This window comes from Vibrio sp. Y58_MX_L22, assembly GCF_024181865.1.
In the GTDB taxonomy this organism is placed as follows: Bacteria; Pseudomonadota; Gammaproteobacteria; order Enterobacterales; family Vibrionaceae; genus Vibrio; species Vibrio alginolyticus.
This window is the reverse complement of record NZ_JAMZAN010000006.1, coordinates 1-18172: the sequence shown is the minus strand read 5'-3', so window position 1 is coordinate 18172 and position 18172 is coordinate 1. Positions and strand designations below refer to the sequence as shown.

The following is an 18172-nucleotide window of genomic DNA, read 5'->3' as shown; positions in this document are numbered from 1 at the left end:
TTAAGCTCCTTTTCCAGTTAGGTTCACAGTTGGGTTGATGATGCCGTACAGCAAGTCAACGATGGTATTGGTTACCACGAAGATCAGACCAACAAAGATAACGTAGGCAGTGATCAGCGGTGTATCTACACGGTTGATTGCCTCTAGGAAAAGGAAGCCAGTGCCCGGCCATTGGAACACGGTTTCAGTAAGAATGGTGTAGGCCACCATGGTACCAATCTGCACGCCACCTACCGTCAATACTGGTAGCATGGTGTTCTTAAGTGCATGTTGGTAATAAATCTTTTGTAAGTTCAAACCTTTTGCTTTGGCGAACTTAATGTATTCCGAACTCAGTACTTCCAGCATTTCTGAACGTACCAAACGGATGAACAACGGCAGCATGATAGACGCTAGCGCAATACAAGGTAGGATGAGGTGCTTGATACCATCAATGGTAAAGAAGCCAGATTCCCAACCGAGCACATTAGCGGTCTCGCCCCGCCCGTAGGAAGGCAGCCAACCGAGTTCTATGGAGAAGACATACATCAGCATGATTGCAGTTAAGAACACCGGAATCGAGATACCGACACTGCTCATCGCCATGACAAATTTGGTAAAAACACTCTTAGGATGAATCGCAGAGTACACCCCAAGCGGAATAGAGAAAACAATGATGATAAGCGTCGCGCCAAACACGAGCTCTAATGTAGCTACCAGCTTGTCGAGAATCACCTCAACCGCAGGTCGCTTGAAAAAATATGAGGTACCCAAATCACCTTGCAATGCATTACCCACAAAGCGCGTGTACTTTGTGATAAAGGGATCGTTCAGGCCCAAGTCGTCGCGTAGCGCTTGACGCTCCGATTCCGAAACCGACTGACCTACAAGCTCACGCAGCGGATCACCCAGGTTGTCCTGAATGGCAAACGCCACCAAACTGATCACAAACATCACTATCAGTGCCTGAAACAGGCGCTTGACCAGAAACGAAAACATTCCTTGCCCCTTAACTATCCATAGATCTCTAAATTAGAGAGAAAATTCAGTCTAAATAACCAACTCAATCCGACTGAAACAAAACTGAGTCGAGTGCTTTAAGTTGAGGAGGGAAACCCATCCCTCCTCAAAGTCGACTAACCGTGATTATTCAACCACTAGGTCACCGAAGTAAGGCATTACCATTGGGTTAACGATATCTGCCGCTTTCACGTTAGACTTCGCGCCCCATGCTTCACTTTGCCAGTGTAGCGGTACGAATGCTGCGTCGTTGTATAGTGTCGCTTCTACGCCCTTCAGCATTTCTGCACGTTTCGCAGGATCCGTCTCTACGTTCGCAGCTTCAACCACTTTGTCCATTTCTGGGTTTGAGTAGTAACCACAGTTGTACTGACCACGACCGGTTTCTTCGTTACGAGTCATCGTTAGGAACTCGTTGAAGTTCGCTGAGTCTTCTGTATCTGAGTGCCAACCGATCATCAGCATGTCTGCCGCACACTTGTCGAACTCAGGCCAGTACTGCGCTTTTGGCATGGTCTTCAGATCAACCTTGATACCGATCTTAGACAACATTGCCGCCGCCGCTTGTGCTACTTTCGCATCGTTCACGTAACGGTTGTTTGGCGCGATCATCGTTAGCGTCAGGCCATTTTCGTAACCCGCTTCTTTCATCAACTCTTTCGCTTTCTTCAGATCGTAGCGAGGAACCAGTTTGTCATCGTGACCCACGTAACCTGCCGGGCTTTGCTGACCAGCGGCCGTTGCGAAGCCTTTCATGATTTTCTTCACAATACCTTCGTTATTGATTGCGTGAACAATCGCTTGGCGAACGCGAACGTCTTTCAATGCTTCGTTGCTGTTTTGGTTTAGTTGGAACGTGATGATACGAGTACCAGGTAGCGTAACTAGGTCGATGCCGTCTGCGTCTTCAACGCGTTTGTGGTCGTTTGGCGCTACAGGGTGAATCATGTCTACACCGCCAGAAAGCAGCGCTGCTACACGAGTTGCGTCTTCTTTGATTGGCACAAGTGTTAGCTTATCAACATTACCTTTCGACTCTTTGTCCCAGTAATCTTTAAAGCGTTCAAATTCCACTTTTACGCCCTGTTCACGTGAAGTCACAATGAATGGACCCGTGCCAGATACGTTAGTCGATGCAAATGAGTTACCGTGCTTCACTAACTCAGACTTGTCTTTGCCGTCCGCAGTTTTGCCCGTGTAGAACTTGCTGTCCATTGGGAAAATGTACGTTGCGGTTTGCAACACTAGTGGGTAAGGACCTTTAGTTACAAGATCGAACGTGTTGTCGTCAACTTTGACGATTTTTTCGTACGGGTCGAAGATGTTTTTAAAGTCAGGAGAGCTTTGTAAACGCTGGAACGTCCACACGACGTCGTCAGCCGTTAGAGTATTGCCAGAATGGAATTTCACACCTTCACGCAGTTTGAAACGAACAGTCGTATCGTTAATACGTTCCCAGCTTTCTGCTAGGCGAGGCTCGAAATCCATTTTTTGAGTAAAGCGAACCAACGGATCAAATACCATGTGTGACATTTGCAGTGTGCCACCTGATAGCTGCTCATGTGGGTCAAGCGATACTGGGTCAGCTGCATAGCCAACTTTGATATCTGCTGCCATTGCGTTAAAGCTTAGGCCCGCAGCCATTAGCGCCACTGCTAATTTGCTTTTCATGGTTTTCATTTGCATAACTCCTTCATGCGGGGATACGGATCCCTTGTTGTTGTGTTTGCGTCTTTGTTATGACTAAAGGTTAGCCAAGCGAATTGCTTGGTTTATGCCGTTTCGATCTCTTCTCGCAAGCCAGTAAACTCCGGCATCAGAGAAATCAATTTTTTGCTGTATTCGTGTTGAGGTGCCGTGAATAACTGTTCTGTTGGTGCCACTTCTAAAAGTGTACCCATTTGCATCACACCTACTCGGTCACACATCTGACGAATAACAGGTAAATCGTGGCTGATAAACAACATAGTCAAGTTCAGCTCACTTTGCAGATCTTTCAGCAAGTTTAGAATTTGTGCCTGTACCGATACGTCCAGTGCTGAGGTCGGTTCATCACAAATCAAAAGTCGAGGACGAGTCGCCAACGCACGCGCAATAGAAATACGCTGACGCTGACCACCGGAGAATTCATGAGGGTACTTAAGCCCAGCCATTCGACCCAAACCAACATGATCCAATAGGTCATTCACGATTTGGCGAGTTTCCGACTCGTTTTTCGTCAATTTATGGAAACGGATTGGCTCAGCAATAATATCGAATACCTTCATACGAGGGTTCATTGAAGTATATGGGTTTTGGAACACCATCTGCATTTGACGACGCATCGGGCGGCGCTCTTTCTCAGAGGTTAAAGCGGTCAGGTCAATGCCCTCGAATTTCACCTGACCAGAGTTAGGTTGGTATAAACCAGCAATCACACGTGCAATGGTCGATTTACCTGAACCAGACTCGCCCACCAAACCAAAGGTTTCGCCTTCGTGCACTTCAAAGCTCACATTATTAGATGCTTGCACGTATTCTCGGCGGCTCTCGAACAAAGAGTCTTTGGTAACAAAGCGAAGATTGACGTTCTTCACGTCCAAAAGCGGGCCAGTGTACTCACGCTCATCTTGGCTTTGTCCTAACCAGTGGTTCTTGATATCGAGTGGCTCCATTTCCGCCGCTTCTTCGATATAGCTTACTAACGGGAAACGATCTAGCTTTCTGTCTGAACGTGGTACCGCTGAAATTAGACTGCGAGTATAAGAGTGATCAGGATCGCCCAATACTTTGGCTGTTGGTCCAAACTCCACCAAGTCACCACGATACATTACCGCCACGCGATCGGTGACGTTGGAGACGACACCCATATCGTGAGTAACCAACATACAGCCGACATTGTTCTTGATACACAGCTCGCGGATCAAGTTGAGGATTTGGTCTTGGATAGAAACGTCTAACGCCGTAGTTGGTTCGTCCGCAATGATGAGATCAGGCTCACCAGCCAAAGCAATGGCAATGACAACACGCTGACGCATACCACCAGAGAATTGGTGCGGGTACTGTTTTAAGCGGTTTTCTGGTTGCGGAATACCAACCTGCTGCATAAGAGAAAGCGCGCGCTGATACGCCTCTTCATCAGAGACCTTCATGTTGGCGTGGATCGTCTCTTTCAGCTGTTGCTCAACAGTAAAAAGTGGATTGAGCGAGGTCATCGGATCTTGGAAAATAAAACCTATTTTCGAGCCGCGAACCTTACGCATCGCTTCTGGTGATAGGCCAGAAATTTTTTCTCCATCCAAGAAAACATCGCCGCTAGCAACGCGACCTGGAGGGCTAAGCAAATCAATAACGGCGTTACCAACGGTGGATTTACCCGCACCTGATTCGCCAACAACACCCACGATTTCACCACGTTCAATATGAAAAGAAAGTGACTTCACGGCAGCGTGAACGCCGTGTCGGGATGGGTATTCAATACGAAGGTTTTTCACTTCTAATAGTGACATTTCAGACCTCTACTGCCTTGTCTGTGGTATCGAATCATGCCAAAGGCACCATTCATCACCTGAATGAATCCGTTCAAATTCAGAATAATACTCTGAAATCTTAATGCGGAAATAATTTGGCAAAAATCACACAAAAAAGCAACAATTAAAGTATATTCCGCCGAAAAAACATTAAATAAACGCACAATTAGCGAATAAAAATGCATTAACAAGTACTTAACCATTTTCATATCACACTATTTTTGTGCGTCATGCACCAATAAAACTAGAAAAATGCTCTAAAAGTAAACATGAGCTAAACAAGATCATTAACCATATTATTCATGTGCATTTATTAACATTTAACAAACAATATCATATGCAAAAAGTGTTTTTTCAACATAAAAAACTATTAATAAAATAGTCGGCAAATACAAAAAGCCAAACTTAGGAAGAGAAAGGATAGGTCAAAACGTGAACAAAACAGCAAAACCACACAAATCCTGCTCCAATGCAGATTATGCGCCACTTAAGCGGTTTATTGACTAAGCAAAGGAAAGTACCGCTATCTTCATTCGTACGTCATAAGAAAACTCGCCGGTTTTAACCCTTTACGACACAATTGAGAGTGGGATAATAGATGAACAGTGTCAAAGCCAAGCCGTAAATAAAAGGAGCCCCTGTGCTTAAAGCGATTTTTTTTGATATGGACGAGACTTTATGTGCAACGTCACAAGCCGATAAAGTTGCAGGACAAGCGTTTACAACTTGGATTCATAAAACCTACCCACAAGTGACTGAGCCAAAAGCTTTTTTGCAGCGCTACTTACAGGGTGTATACAAAAAGCTGAATGCTGAGTTCCCTCACCTTGTTGCTCTGCTACCCGATGAAAATGCCTTCCGTTGTGGCCTGATCCAAAACATCTTGGCGGAGCAAGGCGTCAGCATCACTGCAAAAGAGGCTCAACAAGCTCAAGACTACTTTGACTCTGCACGTATGGGCGCGTTCACCTTCTTCCCTGGTGTAAAAGAAATGCTCAGCGACCTTCGTCAACATTACAAACTCGTCGTGATCACTAACGGTCCGATTTTTTCTCAACACCCTAAATTAAACGCGACACAAATGAGCAACTGGGTGGACCATATTATTGTGGGAGGAGAAGAGCCAGAAGAGAAACCTGCTACAAGTATTTTCCAAAAAGCGCTCGACTTGGTCGAAGTAAAACCAGAAGAGGCTCTACACGTGGGCGACTCTTTACCTGCTGACATTGCTGGCGCTAACAATATGGGCATTTTGAGTGTATGGGTGAATGCGACAGGCGCAAGCAACTCAACGGATATAACGCCAAGTTTTGAAATCCAAGAAACGGTAGAACTGAAAGAAATCCTTAAAACACTCGCCCAATAAAAGCAGCGGATTAGAAAACTACAAAACCCCAGACACTGCTCTGGGGTTTATTTTGTCAGCTCGAAAAGCATTTAGATCATAGGTGGTCAAAAGCCCCTAGAGCTGTACACTTTTGGGGGAAAATTGAAATGGAATGCCGATTCTTTTCAGGAGAGATGTAAAAAAGCCCCAGTCTTTCGACTGGGGCTCTAAATAGCGGTCGGTGAAGAGCCGAATTCTAACTTCAGGCGAACCCCACTTGGGTTCAAATCCATTGATACATTACCGACTAATACAGTCCAAGCGAGATCATAAACTCTAAAACGACGAAAGCCTGCTAAAAAGCAGGCTTTCTAATAGTGGTCGGTGAAGAGGGATTCGAACCCCCGACCCTCTGGTCCCAAACCAGATGCGCTACCAAGCTGCGCTATTCACCGAACTGTATTTACTGATTTTCTCAAATCAGACAGGACACTTCAACTAAGAAGTCACCTTAATTAATGGGGTGGCTAACGAGATTCGAACTCGCGACCACCGGAATCACAATCCAGGGCTCTACCAACTGAGCTATAGCCACCATCAATTTTTGCTGTTTACCGCTCTATTAGAGCCATAAACTAAATAGTGGTCGGTGAAGAGGGATTCGAACCCCCGACCCTCTGGTCCCAAACCAGATGCGCTACCAAGCTGCGCTATTCACCGACGATGTTTTATCTTGATTGAATCAAGATTGGGAGCAATGCTACCGCATTCAATCTAAAAAAGAAAGAATGGGGTGGCTAACGAGACTTGAACTCGCGACAACCGGAATCACAATCCGGGGCTCTACCAACTGAGCTATAGCCACCACTGATTTTTACCGATGTATCCTCCGAGGCAATGGTACGCCCGAAAGGATTCGAACCTTCGACCTTTGGCTCCGGAGGCCAACGCTCTATCCAACTGAGCTACGGGCGCATGCCCTATCGGCGGAGTGGAATAATACGGATATCACACTATGCCGTCTAGTACTTTTTTTACTTTTTTTATCGTTTGGTCTCTTTTTCGACAGTTATCTTCCGTTAAAGTGGATTTTTGATGTGATTCACGCCCTGTCATGGATAACTTGTTGTTTATTGCAACAAGTTATCGGGATATAATCACCCATTATTTACATTGATTTAACAGCTGCAACCAAGTTGTCTAATCATTCTATGCCATTCAGTGGAATTTAATGATTTCTCTGCTCGGCATTAATACTCTAACTATATAAATAGGTAAGTCACTTACCTCGGGAATGTGAAGTGGGTTTAATGGATATGTCTCGACAAATGATTAGCGTTTTGTTCGCTGCCTTAACGTTTTCTACGGCAGCTTTAGCTTCTGACATCAGCCAAACTGAATACGATGCGATCGCAGAACGCATCCAACCTGTCGGTGATGTTTATCTAGCGGGTTCTGAGCCAGTGAAAGAAGAACCAACCGGTCCACGTGATGGCGCCACAGTTTATGGTACTTTTTGTATTGCTTGTCACGCATCTGGTGTAAACGGCGCACCTAAAACAGGTAATGCCGATGATTGGGCACCGCGTATTGCACAAGGCAAAGATACGTTAGTGAAGCACGCATTAGAAGGCTTCAATGCGATGCCAGCCAAAGGAACCTGTATGGACTGTTCTGACGATGAAATCATCGCAGCAATTGACCACATGATTGAAGGTCTATAAGTAAAGACATCAACGAAAAAGGCTTGCCAGTTGGCAAGCCTTTTTGTTTTTAGTCAGTGAGAACAAGGTTACTTTACTTCTTAAACATTGCTCGAATATTGGCAATGTGTGCTTGACCTTTCGCCATACGCTCTTCTGCTGATACTGGCTTTTTGTTTACTTCCCATTCAACGTCATCAAATGGCAACTCATCCAAAAAGCGGCTTTGAGTCGGTTTGATCAACTCGCCGAACTGCCGACGCTCTTTGCACATAGTGAAAGTCAGTTCACGTTGCGCTCGAGTAATACCAACGTACATCAGGCGACGCTCTTCTTCCACGTTATCTTCATCAATACTGGTTTGGTGCGGTAAAATACCTTCTTCGGACCCAATTAAGTATACATATGGGAACTCAAGGCCTTTTGATGCGTGCAAGGTCATCAGTTGTACTGCATCACTGTCTTCATCTTCTTCACCGCGCTCCATCATGTCACGCAAGGTCAAACGTTGAACGACTTCTTTTAACGTTTTCTCTTCTTGATCGTAGTTGTCACCCTCTAGGTCCGCCACTATCCAGGAATAAAGGTCAGAAACGTTCTTCATTCTCATTTCAGCGGCTTTCGGACTTGCTGAAGTTTCGTATAGCCAATCTTCATAATGGATATAACGAACTAGCGAACGAACCGCTTCGACGGTATCACCACGCTCAGCTTGATCAGCAATCGCCACTAGCCATTGGGTGAAACGACGCAGGTTTTCTAGGCCACGTCCCGTTAGGTGCTGTTCGAGCCCCATTTCAAAGCTCGATTCAAACAGGCTCTTCCCTCGCATATTGGCATAACTGCCTAACTTCTCTAACGTTACTGGGCCAATTTCACGTCGTGGAGTATTCACAATGCGCAAAAATGCATTGTCGTCATCCGGATTAACCAAAACGCGCAAATACGCCATGATGTCTTTAATCTCTGCGCGCGCAAAAAACGAGGTGCCGCCAGAAATTTTATACGGTACACGGTTTTGCATCAGAGACTTTTCAATCAAACGTGATTGGTGGTTACCACGGTATAGAATCGCATAATCTTTATATTCGGTACGGTTTAGGAACTTATGCGCAATTAGTTCACCCGTTACGCGCTCTGCTTCATGCTCTTCATTTTTAGCCAACAACACTTTGAGTTTTTCACCGTCAGGAATTTCAGAGAACAAGGACTTCTCATAGACGTGAGGGTTGTTAGCTATCAAAATGTTGGCCGCACGCAGGATTCGACTCGTTGAACGGTAGTTTTGCTCTAGCTTAATCAAACGCAAATTTGGATAATCTTCACCCAGCAACACGAGGTTCTGAGGTTTCGCACCACGCCATGAATAGATAGACTGATCGTCATCCCCTACAACCGTCAATCGCCCACGTTCTCCGACAATTAATTTGACCAGCTCATACTGACTCGTGTTGGTATCTTGATACTCGTCAACCAGTAGGTAACGGATACGATTCTGCCAACGCTGACGAACATCTTCATGATTACGTAAGAGTAAAACGGGCATCAAAATTAGGTCATCAAAATCGAGCGCGTTATAGGCTTTCATTTGCTTTTGGTACATATCAAAACAGAACGCAAACAATTGTTGCTGTTCACCTTGCGCACGCGCTTTGGCTTGCTCTGGCGTCAACATGTCGTTTTTCCAGTTGGAAATACAACTCAGAAGCTGACGTAGCAGATCTTTATCACCATCAAGCTGCTTTTCAGTAAGTTCTTTGAGCAGCGCTAGCTGGTCTTGGTCATCAAACAGTGAGAAGCCCGCTTTCAATCCTAAATGCTTGTACTCACGCTTGATGATGTTCAATCCTAAAGTGTGGAATGTTGATACCATCAAACCTTTAGACTCACCTTTCCCTAACGTTTGACCTACACGCTCCTTCATTTCACGTGCTGCTTTGTTGGTAAACGTCACCGCAGCAATGTTACGCGCTTTGTAACCACATTGCTGAACCAGATAAGCGATTTTATTGGTAATAACACGAGTTTTGCCCGAGCCAGCACCAGCTAGCACTAGGCATGGACCAGACACGTATTTCACGGCTTCATCTTGACTAGGGTTCAGCTTCATAGAAATTCTCTGCGGGTGATGAATGTGGCGCCTATGATAAAGGGGTGGCCTCGTGAAAGCTATGCTGATTTCTTGTAATTTTCACACCAATTAAGTGCAATATTCTGTTGCATAAATGGCGGGTATTTAAGCTATAATGAATGAACGTTCATTCACTAAAGGGTGACATTATGAAGGATAACCCTGCTGTAGATAAACGAGAACAAATCTTAGTCGCTGCTGAACAACTCATTGCTGAATCTGGCTTTCAAGGGCTTTCCATGCAAAAGCTCGCCAATGAGGCAGGTGTCGCAGCAGGGACGATTTACCGTTATTTCTCAGATAAAGAACATCTTTTAGAGGAACTACGCCTTAACGTTGCTAAGCGTGTTGCTACTGCGGTGCAACTAGGTGTTAGTGAAGAGATGCCTTTAAAACAGCGTTATCGAACCATGTGGCTCAATATTTGGAATCTAGCGAGCTCGAACTTAAGTGCGATCAGCAACCGAGTCCAATATGAATCTTTACCCTGTTCAAATAGTAGCAAAGCTCGGGAACTTGAGAGACAAATGTTTGCCCAAGTAGATCTTCTTTTTAATCAGGGTAAAGACGAGGGAGTATTCAAGCTTCTCGATAACGAAGTACTTTCTGGATTAAGTTTTGAGGCAAGTGTTGCACTTGCTCGGAAACACGCTTTGGGATTTTATCAACTGGATAAGACGGCATTAGAGGCCGCTATTGAAGCCAGTTGGGATGCAATTATTAAACACTAACTTGGAGTTCTTAATAGAATGAAAAAGTGGACTTTCTTTATGTTACTTATCGCCGTTCTCTTGTTCGGCAGCGTGATAGGTTTCAATTTATTTAAGCAACAAAAGATCGCTGAATACATGGCAAACCGTCCTGAACCTGAGTTCCCAGTAACCGTGACAGAAGTGCAAGCGGTGGATTGGGTACCAGTCATCGAAGCAATTGGTTTTATCGAGCCAAACCAAGGCGTGACGGTAGCAAATGAGACCAGCGGTGTTATCGATAAAATCGCATTTGATTCCGGTACTCAAGTTAAATCGGGTCAGCCATTAGTGCTGCTTGATTCTGAAGTCGAAAAAGCAAATTTGAAGAGCTCGCAAGCTAAGTTGCCAGCGGCAGAAGCGAAATACAAACGCTACCAAGGCCTATTCAAAAAAGGCTCTATTTCTAAAGAAGCGTATGACGAAGCAGAAGCAAACTACTTCTCCTTAAAAGCAGACATTGAAAGCCTGAAAGCGACCATCGACCGACGCGAAATCAAAGCGCCATTTGATGGTGTGGTAGGTATTCGTAACGTGTACCTCGGTCAGTACCTACAGGCGGGCACCGACATTGTTCGCCTTGAAGATACCAGCGTGATGCGCTTGCGCTTCACCGTGCCACAAACCGATATTTCACGTATCAATATCGATCAAGAAGTGGATATCTTTGTTGACGCTTATCCAGACCAACCTTTCAAAGGGTCTATTTCTGCGATTGAACCAGCTGTAAACGTACAAAGTGGTTTGATTCAAGTTCAAGCGGATATCCCTAACAGTGACGGCAAACTGCGTAGTGGTATGTTCGCGCGTGCAAACATCATTCTGCCTAAATTAGAAAATCAGGTCACTCTACCTCAAACCGCGATCACATTTACGCTGTATGGCGACAATGTTTACATCGTAACAGAAGAAGATGGCGAAAAACGCGTTAAGCAGCATGTGGTAAAAGTTGGCGAACGCTCTAAAGATATCGCACACATTCTAGAAGGCGTGAAGCCAGGTGATGTAGTGGTGACATCGGGTCAAGTCCGTTTGAGTAACCATGCGAAAGTAAGCATTGTCGAAAGCGATGCAACTACCCCACCTGCTGAAACACCAATGCTTTAAGTTGGAGGCATCATGCGCTTTACAGATGTTTTTATAAAACGTCCAGTTTTAGCGGTATCGATCAGCTTTTTGATTGCATTGCTTGGTTTGCAAGCGGTGTTCAAAATGCAGGTTCGTGAATACCCTGAAATGACGAATACGGTGGTCACCGTGACCACCAGTTACTACGGTGCAAGTGCCAACTTGATCCAAGGCTTTATTACTCAGCCATTGGAGCAAGCGGTAGCGCAAGCCGATAATATTGATTACATGACTTCGCAATCGGTACTGGGTAAATCGACCATTACTGTCAACATGAAGTTGAATACTGACCCAAATGCGGCGTTGTCTGACATTCTGGCGAAAACCAACTCGGTACGTTCACAGCTACCAAAAGAAGCCGAAGACCCAACCGTAACCATGTCGACAGGTTCGACAACGGCGGTACTGTACATCGGCTTTACGAGTGACGAGTTATCTTCAAGCCAGATCACTGACTACCTTGAGCGTGTAATCAACCCGCAGTTGTTCACCGTAAACGGTGTGTCCAAAGTTGACCTGTATGGTGGTATGAAGTACGCACTGCGCGTATGGTTAGATCCTGCCAAAATGGGCGCTTTGAAGTTGACCGCAACCGATGTGATGAGCGTTCTTAACGCCAACAACTACCAATCTGCAACCGGTCAAGCGACGGGTGAGTTCGTGCTTTATAACGGTAGCGCAGATACTCAGGTATCAAACGTTGCTGAACTTGAAGCATTGGTCGTGAAAACTGGTGAAGGGGATGTCATCCGCCTAGGTGATATCGCTAAAGTAACGCTAGAGAAGAGTCACGACGTTTATCGCGCAAGTGCAAACGGTCAAGAAGCTGTGGTTGCGGCGATCAACGCAGCGCCAAGTGCTAACCCAATAAACATTGCAGCAGACGTACTTGAACTGTTGCCTCAGCTTGAGCGCAACCTACCAAGTAACATCAAAATGAACGTAATGTACGACTCAACTATCGCCATCAACGAATCGATTCACGAAGTAGTGAAAACGATTCTTGAAGCAGCAGTAATCGTACTTGTGGTTATCACACTGTTCCTAGGTTCATTCCGCGCGGTAATCATTCCTATCGTGACCATTCCACTTTCATTGATTGGTGTGGCAATGGTGATGCAGGCAATGGGGTTCTCTTGGAACTTGATGACGCTACTGGCGATGGTGCTTGCCATCGGTCTGGTGGTGGATGACGCGATCGTTGTACTAGAAAACGTTGACCGTCACATCAAAGAAGGGGAATCGCCATTCCGAGCTGCAATTATTGGTACGCGTGAAATTGCGGTTCCAGTTATCGCGATGACATTGACGCTAGGTGCAGTGTACGCGCCGATCGCATTGATGGGTGGTATCACCGGTTCATTGTTCAAAGAGTTCGCTTTGACACTGGCAGGTTCAGTATTCGTATCCGGCATCATCGCTTTGACACTATCACCAATGATGTGTTCGAAGATGCTGAAGGCGAACGAGAAGCCAAGCAAGTTTGAGCAAAAAGTTCACCATATCCTTGATGGCATGACCACTCGTTACGAAGGCATGTTGAAAGCGGTAATGGCTCATCGTCCGGTTGTTATTGCGTTTGCAATCATTGTATTTGCAAGCTTACCGGTCTTGTTCAAGTTTATTCCTAGCGAACTAGCACCATCTGAAGATAAAGGTGTGGTCATGCTGATGGGTACTGCCCCATCAAACGCGAACTTGGACTATATCCAAAATACCATGGATGACGTAAACCAAATACTCTCAGATCAACCGGAGGTGGAATACGCACAGGTCTTTAATGGTGTACCAAACTCAAACCAAGCGTTTGGCCTAGCAACATTGAAGCCTTGGAGTGAACGAGAGGCAAGCCAATCTGAAATCACGAAACGTGTGGGTGGCCTAGTATCAAGTGTGCCTGGTATGTCTGTCACTGCATTCCAAATGCCAGAGCTTCCAGGTGCAGGCTCAGGTCTACCTGTTCAGTTTGTAATTACAACACCAAATAGCTTCGAGAGCTTGTTTACTATCGCTAGCGATATTCTAACCGATGTTGCAAGTAGCCCAATGTTTGTCTATTCCGACCTGGATTTGAACTACGATTCAGCAACGATGAAGATCAAGATCGATAAAGACAAAGCGGGTGCCTACGGTGTGACTATGCAAGACATTGGCATCACTCTCAGCACCATGATGGCAGATGGTTATGTAAACCGAATCGATCTGAATGGCCGCTCGTATGAGGTGATTCCTCAAGTTGAGCGTAAATGGCGTCTAAACCCAGAATCGATGAAGAACTACTATGTACGCTCTGTGGATGGTAAAGCGGTTCCATTAGGCAGTCTGATTACTATCGATGTGGTGGCTGAGCCTCGCTCTTTGCCACACTTCAACCAGCTAAACTCAGCGACTGTGGGTGCAGTACCATCGCCTAGTGTTGCTATGGGTGACGCAATCGACTGGTTTGAGAATATTGCACAAACCAAGCTGCCTGCAGGCTATAACCACGATTACATGGGCGAATCTCGTCAGTTTGTAACGGAAGGTAGTGCCTTGTATGCAACCTTCGGTCTTGCACTTGCGATCATCTTCCTCGTTCTGGCGATTCAATTTGAATCACTCCGCGATCCTATTGTCATCATGGTATCTGTACCTCTGGCAATATGTGGTGCCTTGATCGCATTGGCCTGGGGTACGGCCTCGATGAACATCTACTCGCAGGTTGGTTTGATCACGCTGGTCGGCCTAATAACCAAGCACGGTATCTTGATCTGTGAAGTCGCCAAAGAAGAGCAGTTACATAATAAACTGTCTCGTATTGATGCGGTGATGGAAGCTGCGAAAGTGCGTCTTCGCCCTATCCTAATGACCACTGCAGCGATGATCGCAGGTCTGATCCCGCTGATGTACGCAACAGGTGCAGGTGCCGCGCAACGTTTCAGTATCGGTATCGTCATCGTTGCTGGCCTTGCAATCGGTACACTGTTCACACTATTCGTACTACCTGTGATTTACAGCTACCTAGCTGAAAAACACAAACCTCTGCCAGTATTTGTTGAAGACAAAGACTTGGAGAAGTTAGCGCGAGTTGACGAAGCGAAAGCAGCTCATCGTGAATTAGCGGATAACAGATAAGCTATTAAGGCATTCAAAAAGGTCACTTCGGTGGCCTTTTTTATTGCCGCTCTCTTTTTTGCCATCTAAGTGGCGACTTTCACGTATCATTTACTTAAAATGAGGACAAATCAAAAGGAGTTTTAGCCACTATGTTTGACCCAAAGAAATTAGAGCAAATTGCTAAACAGATTCACGACTCAATGCCTCAACCTGTAAAAGAATTGGGCTCTGATGTCGATCAGAAAGTTCGTCAAGTAATCCAAGGCCAGCTAAACAAGCTAGATGTTGTAAGTCGCGAAGAGTTTGATGTTCAAACTCAAGTTTTACTACGTACACGTCAAAAGCTAACAGAAATGGAACAGAAGTTGGCGCAACTTGAAGAAAAGCTTGCTGAAAAATAAGTATCAAAGCGCTCCTCACAAAGGAGCGTTTTTCTTATCGGCGCGCAGATAAATCGGCTAAAAACAAAAAGGCTTGGTCAACGGCGACCAAGCCTTTTGATTAGATGTTGTGTTTTATTTTGTATCTATCACTCCAGTCTGCCTGGAGTTTATCTACTGCGTTACTTGAGACTAAGTAAATTACGCTGTATTAAGGTTTCATTTCTAGGAGAAGGCGCGGACTTTACGATAGTAAACGAGCACCTTCGACACCGAAATGGAGTCATTTAGCCGCCCACCGCGATACGCTTCATATCAGTCATGTAACCACGTAGCTCTTCACCGATGTACTCTACAGGGTGGTTACGGATTGTTTCATTCACAGCGATAAGAGTCGCGTTATCCACTTGGTTAGACGTTTCACCTAAACCTTTACCAATTACGTCAGTATTTACGGCTGGCATAAACTTCTCACGTAGAAGCGGCGTTGCTACGTTAGCGAACAGGTAGTTACCGTATTCCGCAGTGTCTGAGATAACCACGTTCATCTCGTATAAACGCTTACGTGCGATAGTGTTTGCGATAAGTGGCAGCTCGTGTAGAGACTCGTAGTAAGCAGACTCATCGATGATGCCAGATGCCGTCATCGCTTCGAATGCTAGCTCAACACCCGCACGAACCATAGCAACCATCAAGATACCGTTATCGAAGTACTCTTGCTCAGAGATTTCTACGTCAGTTTCTGGGTAGTTTTCGAAAGCAGTTTCACCTGTTTCTGCACGCCAGCCTAGTAGATTTGCATCGTCGTTTGCCCAGTCAGCCATCATAGTGCTAGAGAAGTGACCGGTGATGATGTCATCCATGTGCTTGTTGTATAGCGGACGCATCAGTTCTTTTAGCTCTTCAGAAAGCTCAAATGCTTTCACTTTTGCAGGGTTAGTTAGGCGATCCATCATGTGAGTGATACCACCAAACTTCAGTGCTTCAGTGATGGTTTCCCAACCGTATTGAAGAAGCTTACCAGCGTAGCCAGGATCGATACCATCAGCAATCATCTTTTCGTAACATACGATAGAGCCAGCCTGTAGCATGCCACAAAGGATAGTTTGCTCACCCATTAGGTCAGATTTCACCTCAGCAACAAAAGAAGACTCTAGACAGCCTGCACGGTGACCGCCTGTTGCTGCAGCCCAAGCTTTCGCGATATCCCAACCTTCACCTTTTGGGTCGTTCTCTGGGTGAACAGCGATAAGAGTCGGTACACCGAAACCGCGCTTGTATTCTTCACGAACTTCCGTACCTGGACATTTAGGTGCAACCATTACTACCGTTAGGTCTTTACGGATTTGCATGCCTTCTTCAACAACGTTGAAACCGTGAGAGTAACCTAGTGCTGCGCCTTCTTTCATTAACGGCATTACCGTCTCAACAACGTTTGTGTGCTGCTTATCTGGAGTAAGGTTTACTACTAGATCAGCTTGTGGAATTAGCGTTTCGTAGCTACCTACCTCAAAACCGTTGTCTTTTGCGTTTTTGAATGACTGGCGTTGCTCATCAATCGCGGCTTGGCGAAGCGCATAAGCAACGTCTAGACCAGAGTCGCGCATGTTCAGACCTTGGTTAAGACCTTGAGCACCACAACCTACAATGACTACTTTCTTACCTTTCAGATAATCCGCTTCTGAAGCGAACTCACTGCGGTCCATAAAACGACAACGACCTAATTGGTCCAACTGCTCGCGCAAGTTTAGGGTATTGAAATAATTAGCCATCTGGGTGCTCCTTTGAGATTCTTCCATTGAGGTCAGTAATTGCCTTACCGAATAACTTCATACTAAAACAGACATGAGATTGCTTAAAGTGATATATTCACAATTAGTTATTGCAATTTATGCAACATGGAAATGAAAATTTAATGAATATCAAAAGCCTGCAACTTTTCATTCATCTCTGTGAGAGTAAAAGTTTCGCCAAGACCGCAGCGGCAATGCATATTAGCCCTTCAGCCTTAAGCCGACAGATACAAAAATTAGAGGAGGAAACCAGCCAACAATTGTTTTTACGCGACAACCGTAGCGTTGATTTAACTATCCAAGGTAAAAAGCTAGTCCCAGTTGCCTTAAAGATTCTTGGCGAATGGCAGCAGTATCAGAGTCACCTGAAGGGAACCGAGGATGAATTGAAAGGAGAAATCCGTCTCTTTTGTTCTGTTACTGCAAGCTACAGCCATCTTCCGGAGCTAATCTCTGACTTTCGTATTCAGAACCCTTTCATTGAGTTCAAACTATCAACCGGCGATCCAGCTCAAGCGATCGACAAAATACTAGCAGATGAAGCCGATATTGCCATATCAGCCAAGTCAGAACAGATGCCAAATAAAATCGCATTTGAAACGATCAGTGAAATCCCACTTTCTGTCATCGTACCTGTTGGGGTTAGTGCGTTTGCTGAAGAGCTACAAAAAGAAAAACCAGACTGGTCGGTCATTCCATTCATACTCCCAGAAGCAGGAACGGCAAGGGACAGGGCCAATACTTGGCTCAAACAAATGAAAATAAAGCCAAAGATCTACGCACAAACCTCCGGACATGAAGCCATCGTAAGTATGGTTGCATTGGGGTGTGGAGTAGGTATCGCACCTGATGTTGTAATCAACAACAGTCCGGTAAGAGAAAAGATAAATCGTTTAAAAGTCTTACCAATTAAACCTTTTAAACTTGGTGTTTGCTGCAACAAAACTCAGCTGGAAAATCCGCTTGTTAAAGCCTTTTGGAAGGTTGCAGAGAGCAAGTATATCGCACCTTAGATGAACACTTTTTAGGTATAAAGTGAGCTAATTTTAAAACGCTATAGATGCAAAAAAGCCCGCTCTTTCGAGCGGGCTTCTTAAATTTAAAGCCTGGCGATGTCCTACTCTCACATGGGGAAACCCCACACTACCATCGGCGCTATTTCGTTTCACTTCTGAGTTCGGCATGGAAATCAGGTGGGTCCAAAACGCTATGGTCGCCAAGCAAATTCTTTAATTCGGAAAGCTGTTTTTTAATTCTCGTTCTTACACATTCAATGTTCTTTCATTGAGTCCATCAAAACCCCTTGGGTGTTGTATGGTTAAGCCTCACGGGCAATTAGTACAGGTTAGCTCAACGC

The 18172-nt window shown here is 45.3% G+C and carries 12 protein-coding genes, 5 tRNA genes and 1 rRNA gene; 7 read left to right on the top strand and 11 right to left on the bottom strand.

The window, feature by feature from the left end; genetic code table 11:
- The 3 genes from NL626_RS14750 to NL626_RS14740 all read right to left on the bottom strand — a co-directional run bounded on the left by NL626_RS14750 (window position 1) and on the right by NL626_RS14740 (window position 4487).
- A complete protein-coding gene (locus NL626_RS14750; RefSeq protein ID WP_005379110.1) occupies window positions 1-978 on the bottom strand; it encodes an ABC transporter permease in 978 nt (325 codons plus the stop codon).
- A 147-nt stretch (window positions 979-1125) separates the two neighbouring features.
- Window positions 1126-2679, bottom strand: a complete 1554-nt coding sequence (locus tag NL626_RS14745) for an ABC transporter substrate-binding protein (protein WP_005379109.1) — start codon at window positions 2677-2679, stop codon at window positions 1126-1128.
- Window positions 2680-2771: 92 nt separating this feature from the next.
- Complete coding sequence (locus NL626_RS14740; RefSeq protein ID WP_005379108.1) at window positions 2772-4487, bottom strand: ABC transporter ATP-binding protein; 1716 nt, start codon at window positions 4485-4487, stop codon at window positions 2772-2774.
- A 661-nt stretch (window positions 4488-5148) separates the two neighbouring features.
- Between NL626_RS14740 and NL626_RS14735 the strand changes: the two genes are divergently transcribed.
- On the top strand, window positions 5149-5874 hold the full coding sequence (locus NL626_RS14735; RefSeq protein WP_005379107.1) for an HAD family hydrolase: 726 nt from the start codon (window positions 5149-5151) through the stop codon (window positions 5872-5874).
- 339 nt (window positions 5875-6213) lie between these two features.
- Here NL626_RS14735 and NL626_RS14730 read toward each other — a convergent pair.
- The 5 genes from NL626_RS14730 to NL626_RS14710 all read right to left on the bottom strand — a co-directional run bounded on the left by NL626_RS14730 (window position 6214) and on the right by NL626_RS14710 (window position 6810).
- Window positions 6214-6290 (bottom strand) — tRNA-Pro (locus tag NL626_RS14730).
- A gap of 64 nt (window positions 6291-6354) precedes the next feature.
- Window positions 6355-6430 (bottom strand) — tRNA-His (locus NL626_RS14725).
- 48 nt (window positions 6431-6478) lie between these two features.
- Window positions 6479-6555, bottom strand: a tRNA-Pro gene (locus NL626_RS14720).
- A 69-nt stretch (window positions 6556-6624) separates the two neighbouring features.
- Window positions 6625-6700: transfer RNA gene (locus tag NL626_RS14715), tRNA-His, on the bottom strand.
- Window positions 6701-6733: 33 nt separating this feature from the next.
- Window positions 6734-6810: transfer RNA gene (locus tag NL626_RS14710), tRNA-Arg, on the bottom strand.
- Window positions 6811-7145: 335 nt separating this feature from the next.
- On the opposite strand from NL626_RS14710, the gene NL626_RS14705 reads away from it, so the two are divergent.
- The gene (locus NL626_RS14705; protein ID WP_005384252.1) at window positions 7146-7559 is read left to right on the top strand and encodes a cytochrome c5 family protein; all 414 of its coding nucleotides are present in this window, start codon (window positions 7146-7148) and stop codon (window positions 7557-7559) included.
- 73 nt (window positions 7560-7632) lie between these two features.
- Here the strand turns inward: NL626_RS14705 and rep are convergent, their stop codons facing one another.
- Window positions 7633-9648 (bottom strand): DNA helicase Rep, encoded by a 2016-nt coding sequence (gene rep, locus NL626_RS14700; protein ID WP_253657475.1) that lies wholly within the window; start codon window positions 9646-9648, stop codon window positions 7633-7635.
- 170 nt (window positions 9649-9818) lie between these two features.
- Between rep and NL626_RS14695 the strand changes: the two genes are divergently transcribed.
- From NL626_RS14695 to NL626_RS14680, 4 genes are all read left to right on the top strand, one after another.
- The gene (locus NL626_RS14695) at window positions 9819-10400 is read left to right on the top strand and encodes a TetR/AcrR family transcriptional regulator (protein ID WP_005384254.1); all 582 of its coding nucleotides are present in this window, start codon (window positions 9819-9821) and stop codon (window positions 10398-10400) included.
- Window positions 10401-10418: 18 nt separating this feature from the next.
- Window positions 10419-11525 carry a multidrug efflux RND transporter periplasmic adaptor subunit VmeC gene (gene vmeC, locus NL626_RS14690; protein ID WP_005379101.1) on the top strand — a complete coding sequence of 369 codons (1107 nt, stop codon included), beginning with the start codon at window positions 10419-10421 and terminating at the stop codon, window positions 11523-11525.
- Window positions 11526-11537: 12 nt separating this feature from the next.
- A complete protein-coding gene (gene vmeD / locus NL626_RS14685) occupies window positions 11538-14660 on the top strand; it encodes a multidrug efflux RND transporter permease subunit VmeD (RefSeq protein ID WP_005379100.1) in 3123 nt (1040 codons plus the stop codon).
- Window positions 14661-14791: 131 nt separating this feature from the next.
- Window positions 14792-15043 carry an accessory factor UbiK family protein gene (locus NL626_RS14680; protein ID WP_005379099.1) on the top strand — a complete coding sequence of 84 codons (252 nt, stop codon included), beginning with the start codon at window positions 14792-14794 and terminating at the stop codon, window positions 15041-15043.
- 266 nt (window positions 15044-15309) lie between these two features.
- Here NL626_RS14680 and ilvC read toward each other — a convergent pair whose 3' ends face one another.
- Window positions 15310-16794 (bottom strand): ketol-acid reductoisomerase, encoded by a 1485-nt coding sequence (gene ilvC / locus NL626_RS14675; RefSeq protein ID WP_005379098.1) that lies wholly within the window; start codon window positions 16792-16794, stop codon window positions 15310-15312.
- A 143-nt stretch (window positions 16795-16937) separates the two neighbouring features.
- On the opposite strand from ilvC, the gene ilvY reads away from it, so the two are divergent.
- Complete coding sequence (gene ilvY / locus NL626_RS14670; RefSeq protein ID WP_005379097.1) at window positions 16938-17828, top strand: HTH-type transcriptional activator IlvY; 891 nt, start codon at window positions 16938-16940, stop codon at window positions 17826-17828.
- Window positions 17829-17919: 91 nt separating this feature from the next.
- Here the strand turns inward: ilvY and rrf are convergent.
- Window positions 17920-18036 (bottom strand): 5S ribosomal RNA (rrf, locus tag NL626_RS14665).
- Window positions 18037-18172: the final 136 nt, after the last annotated feature.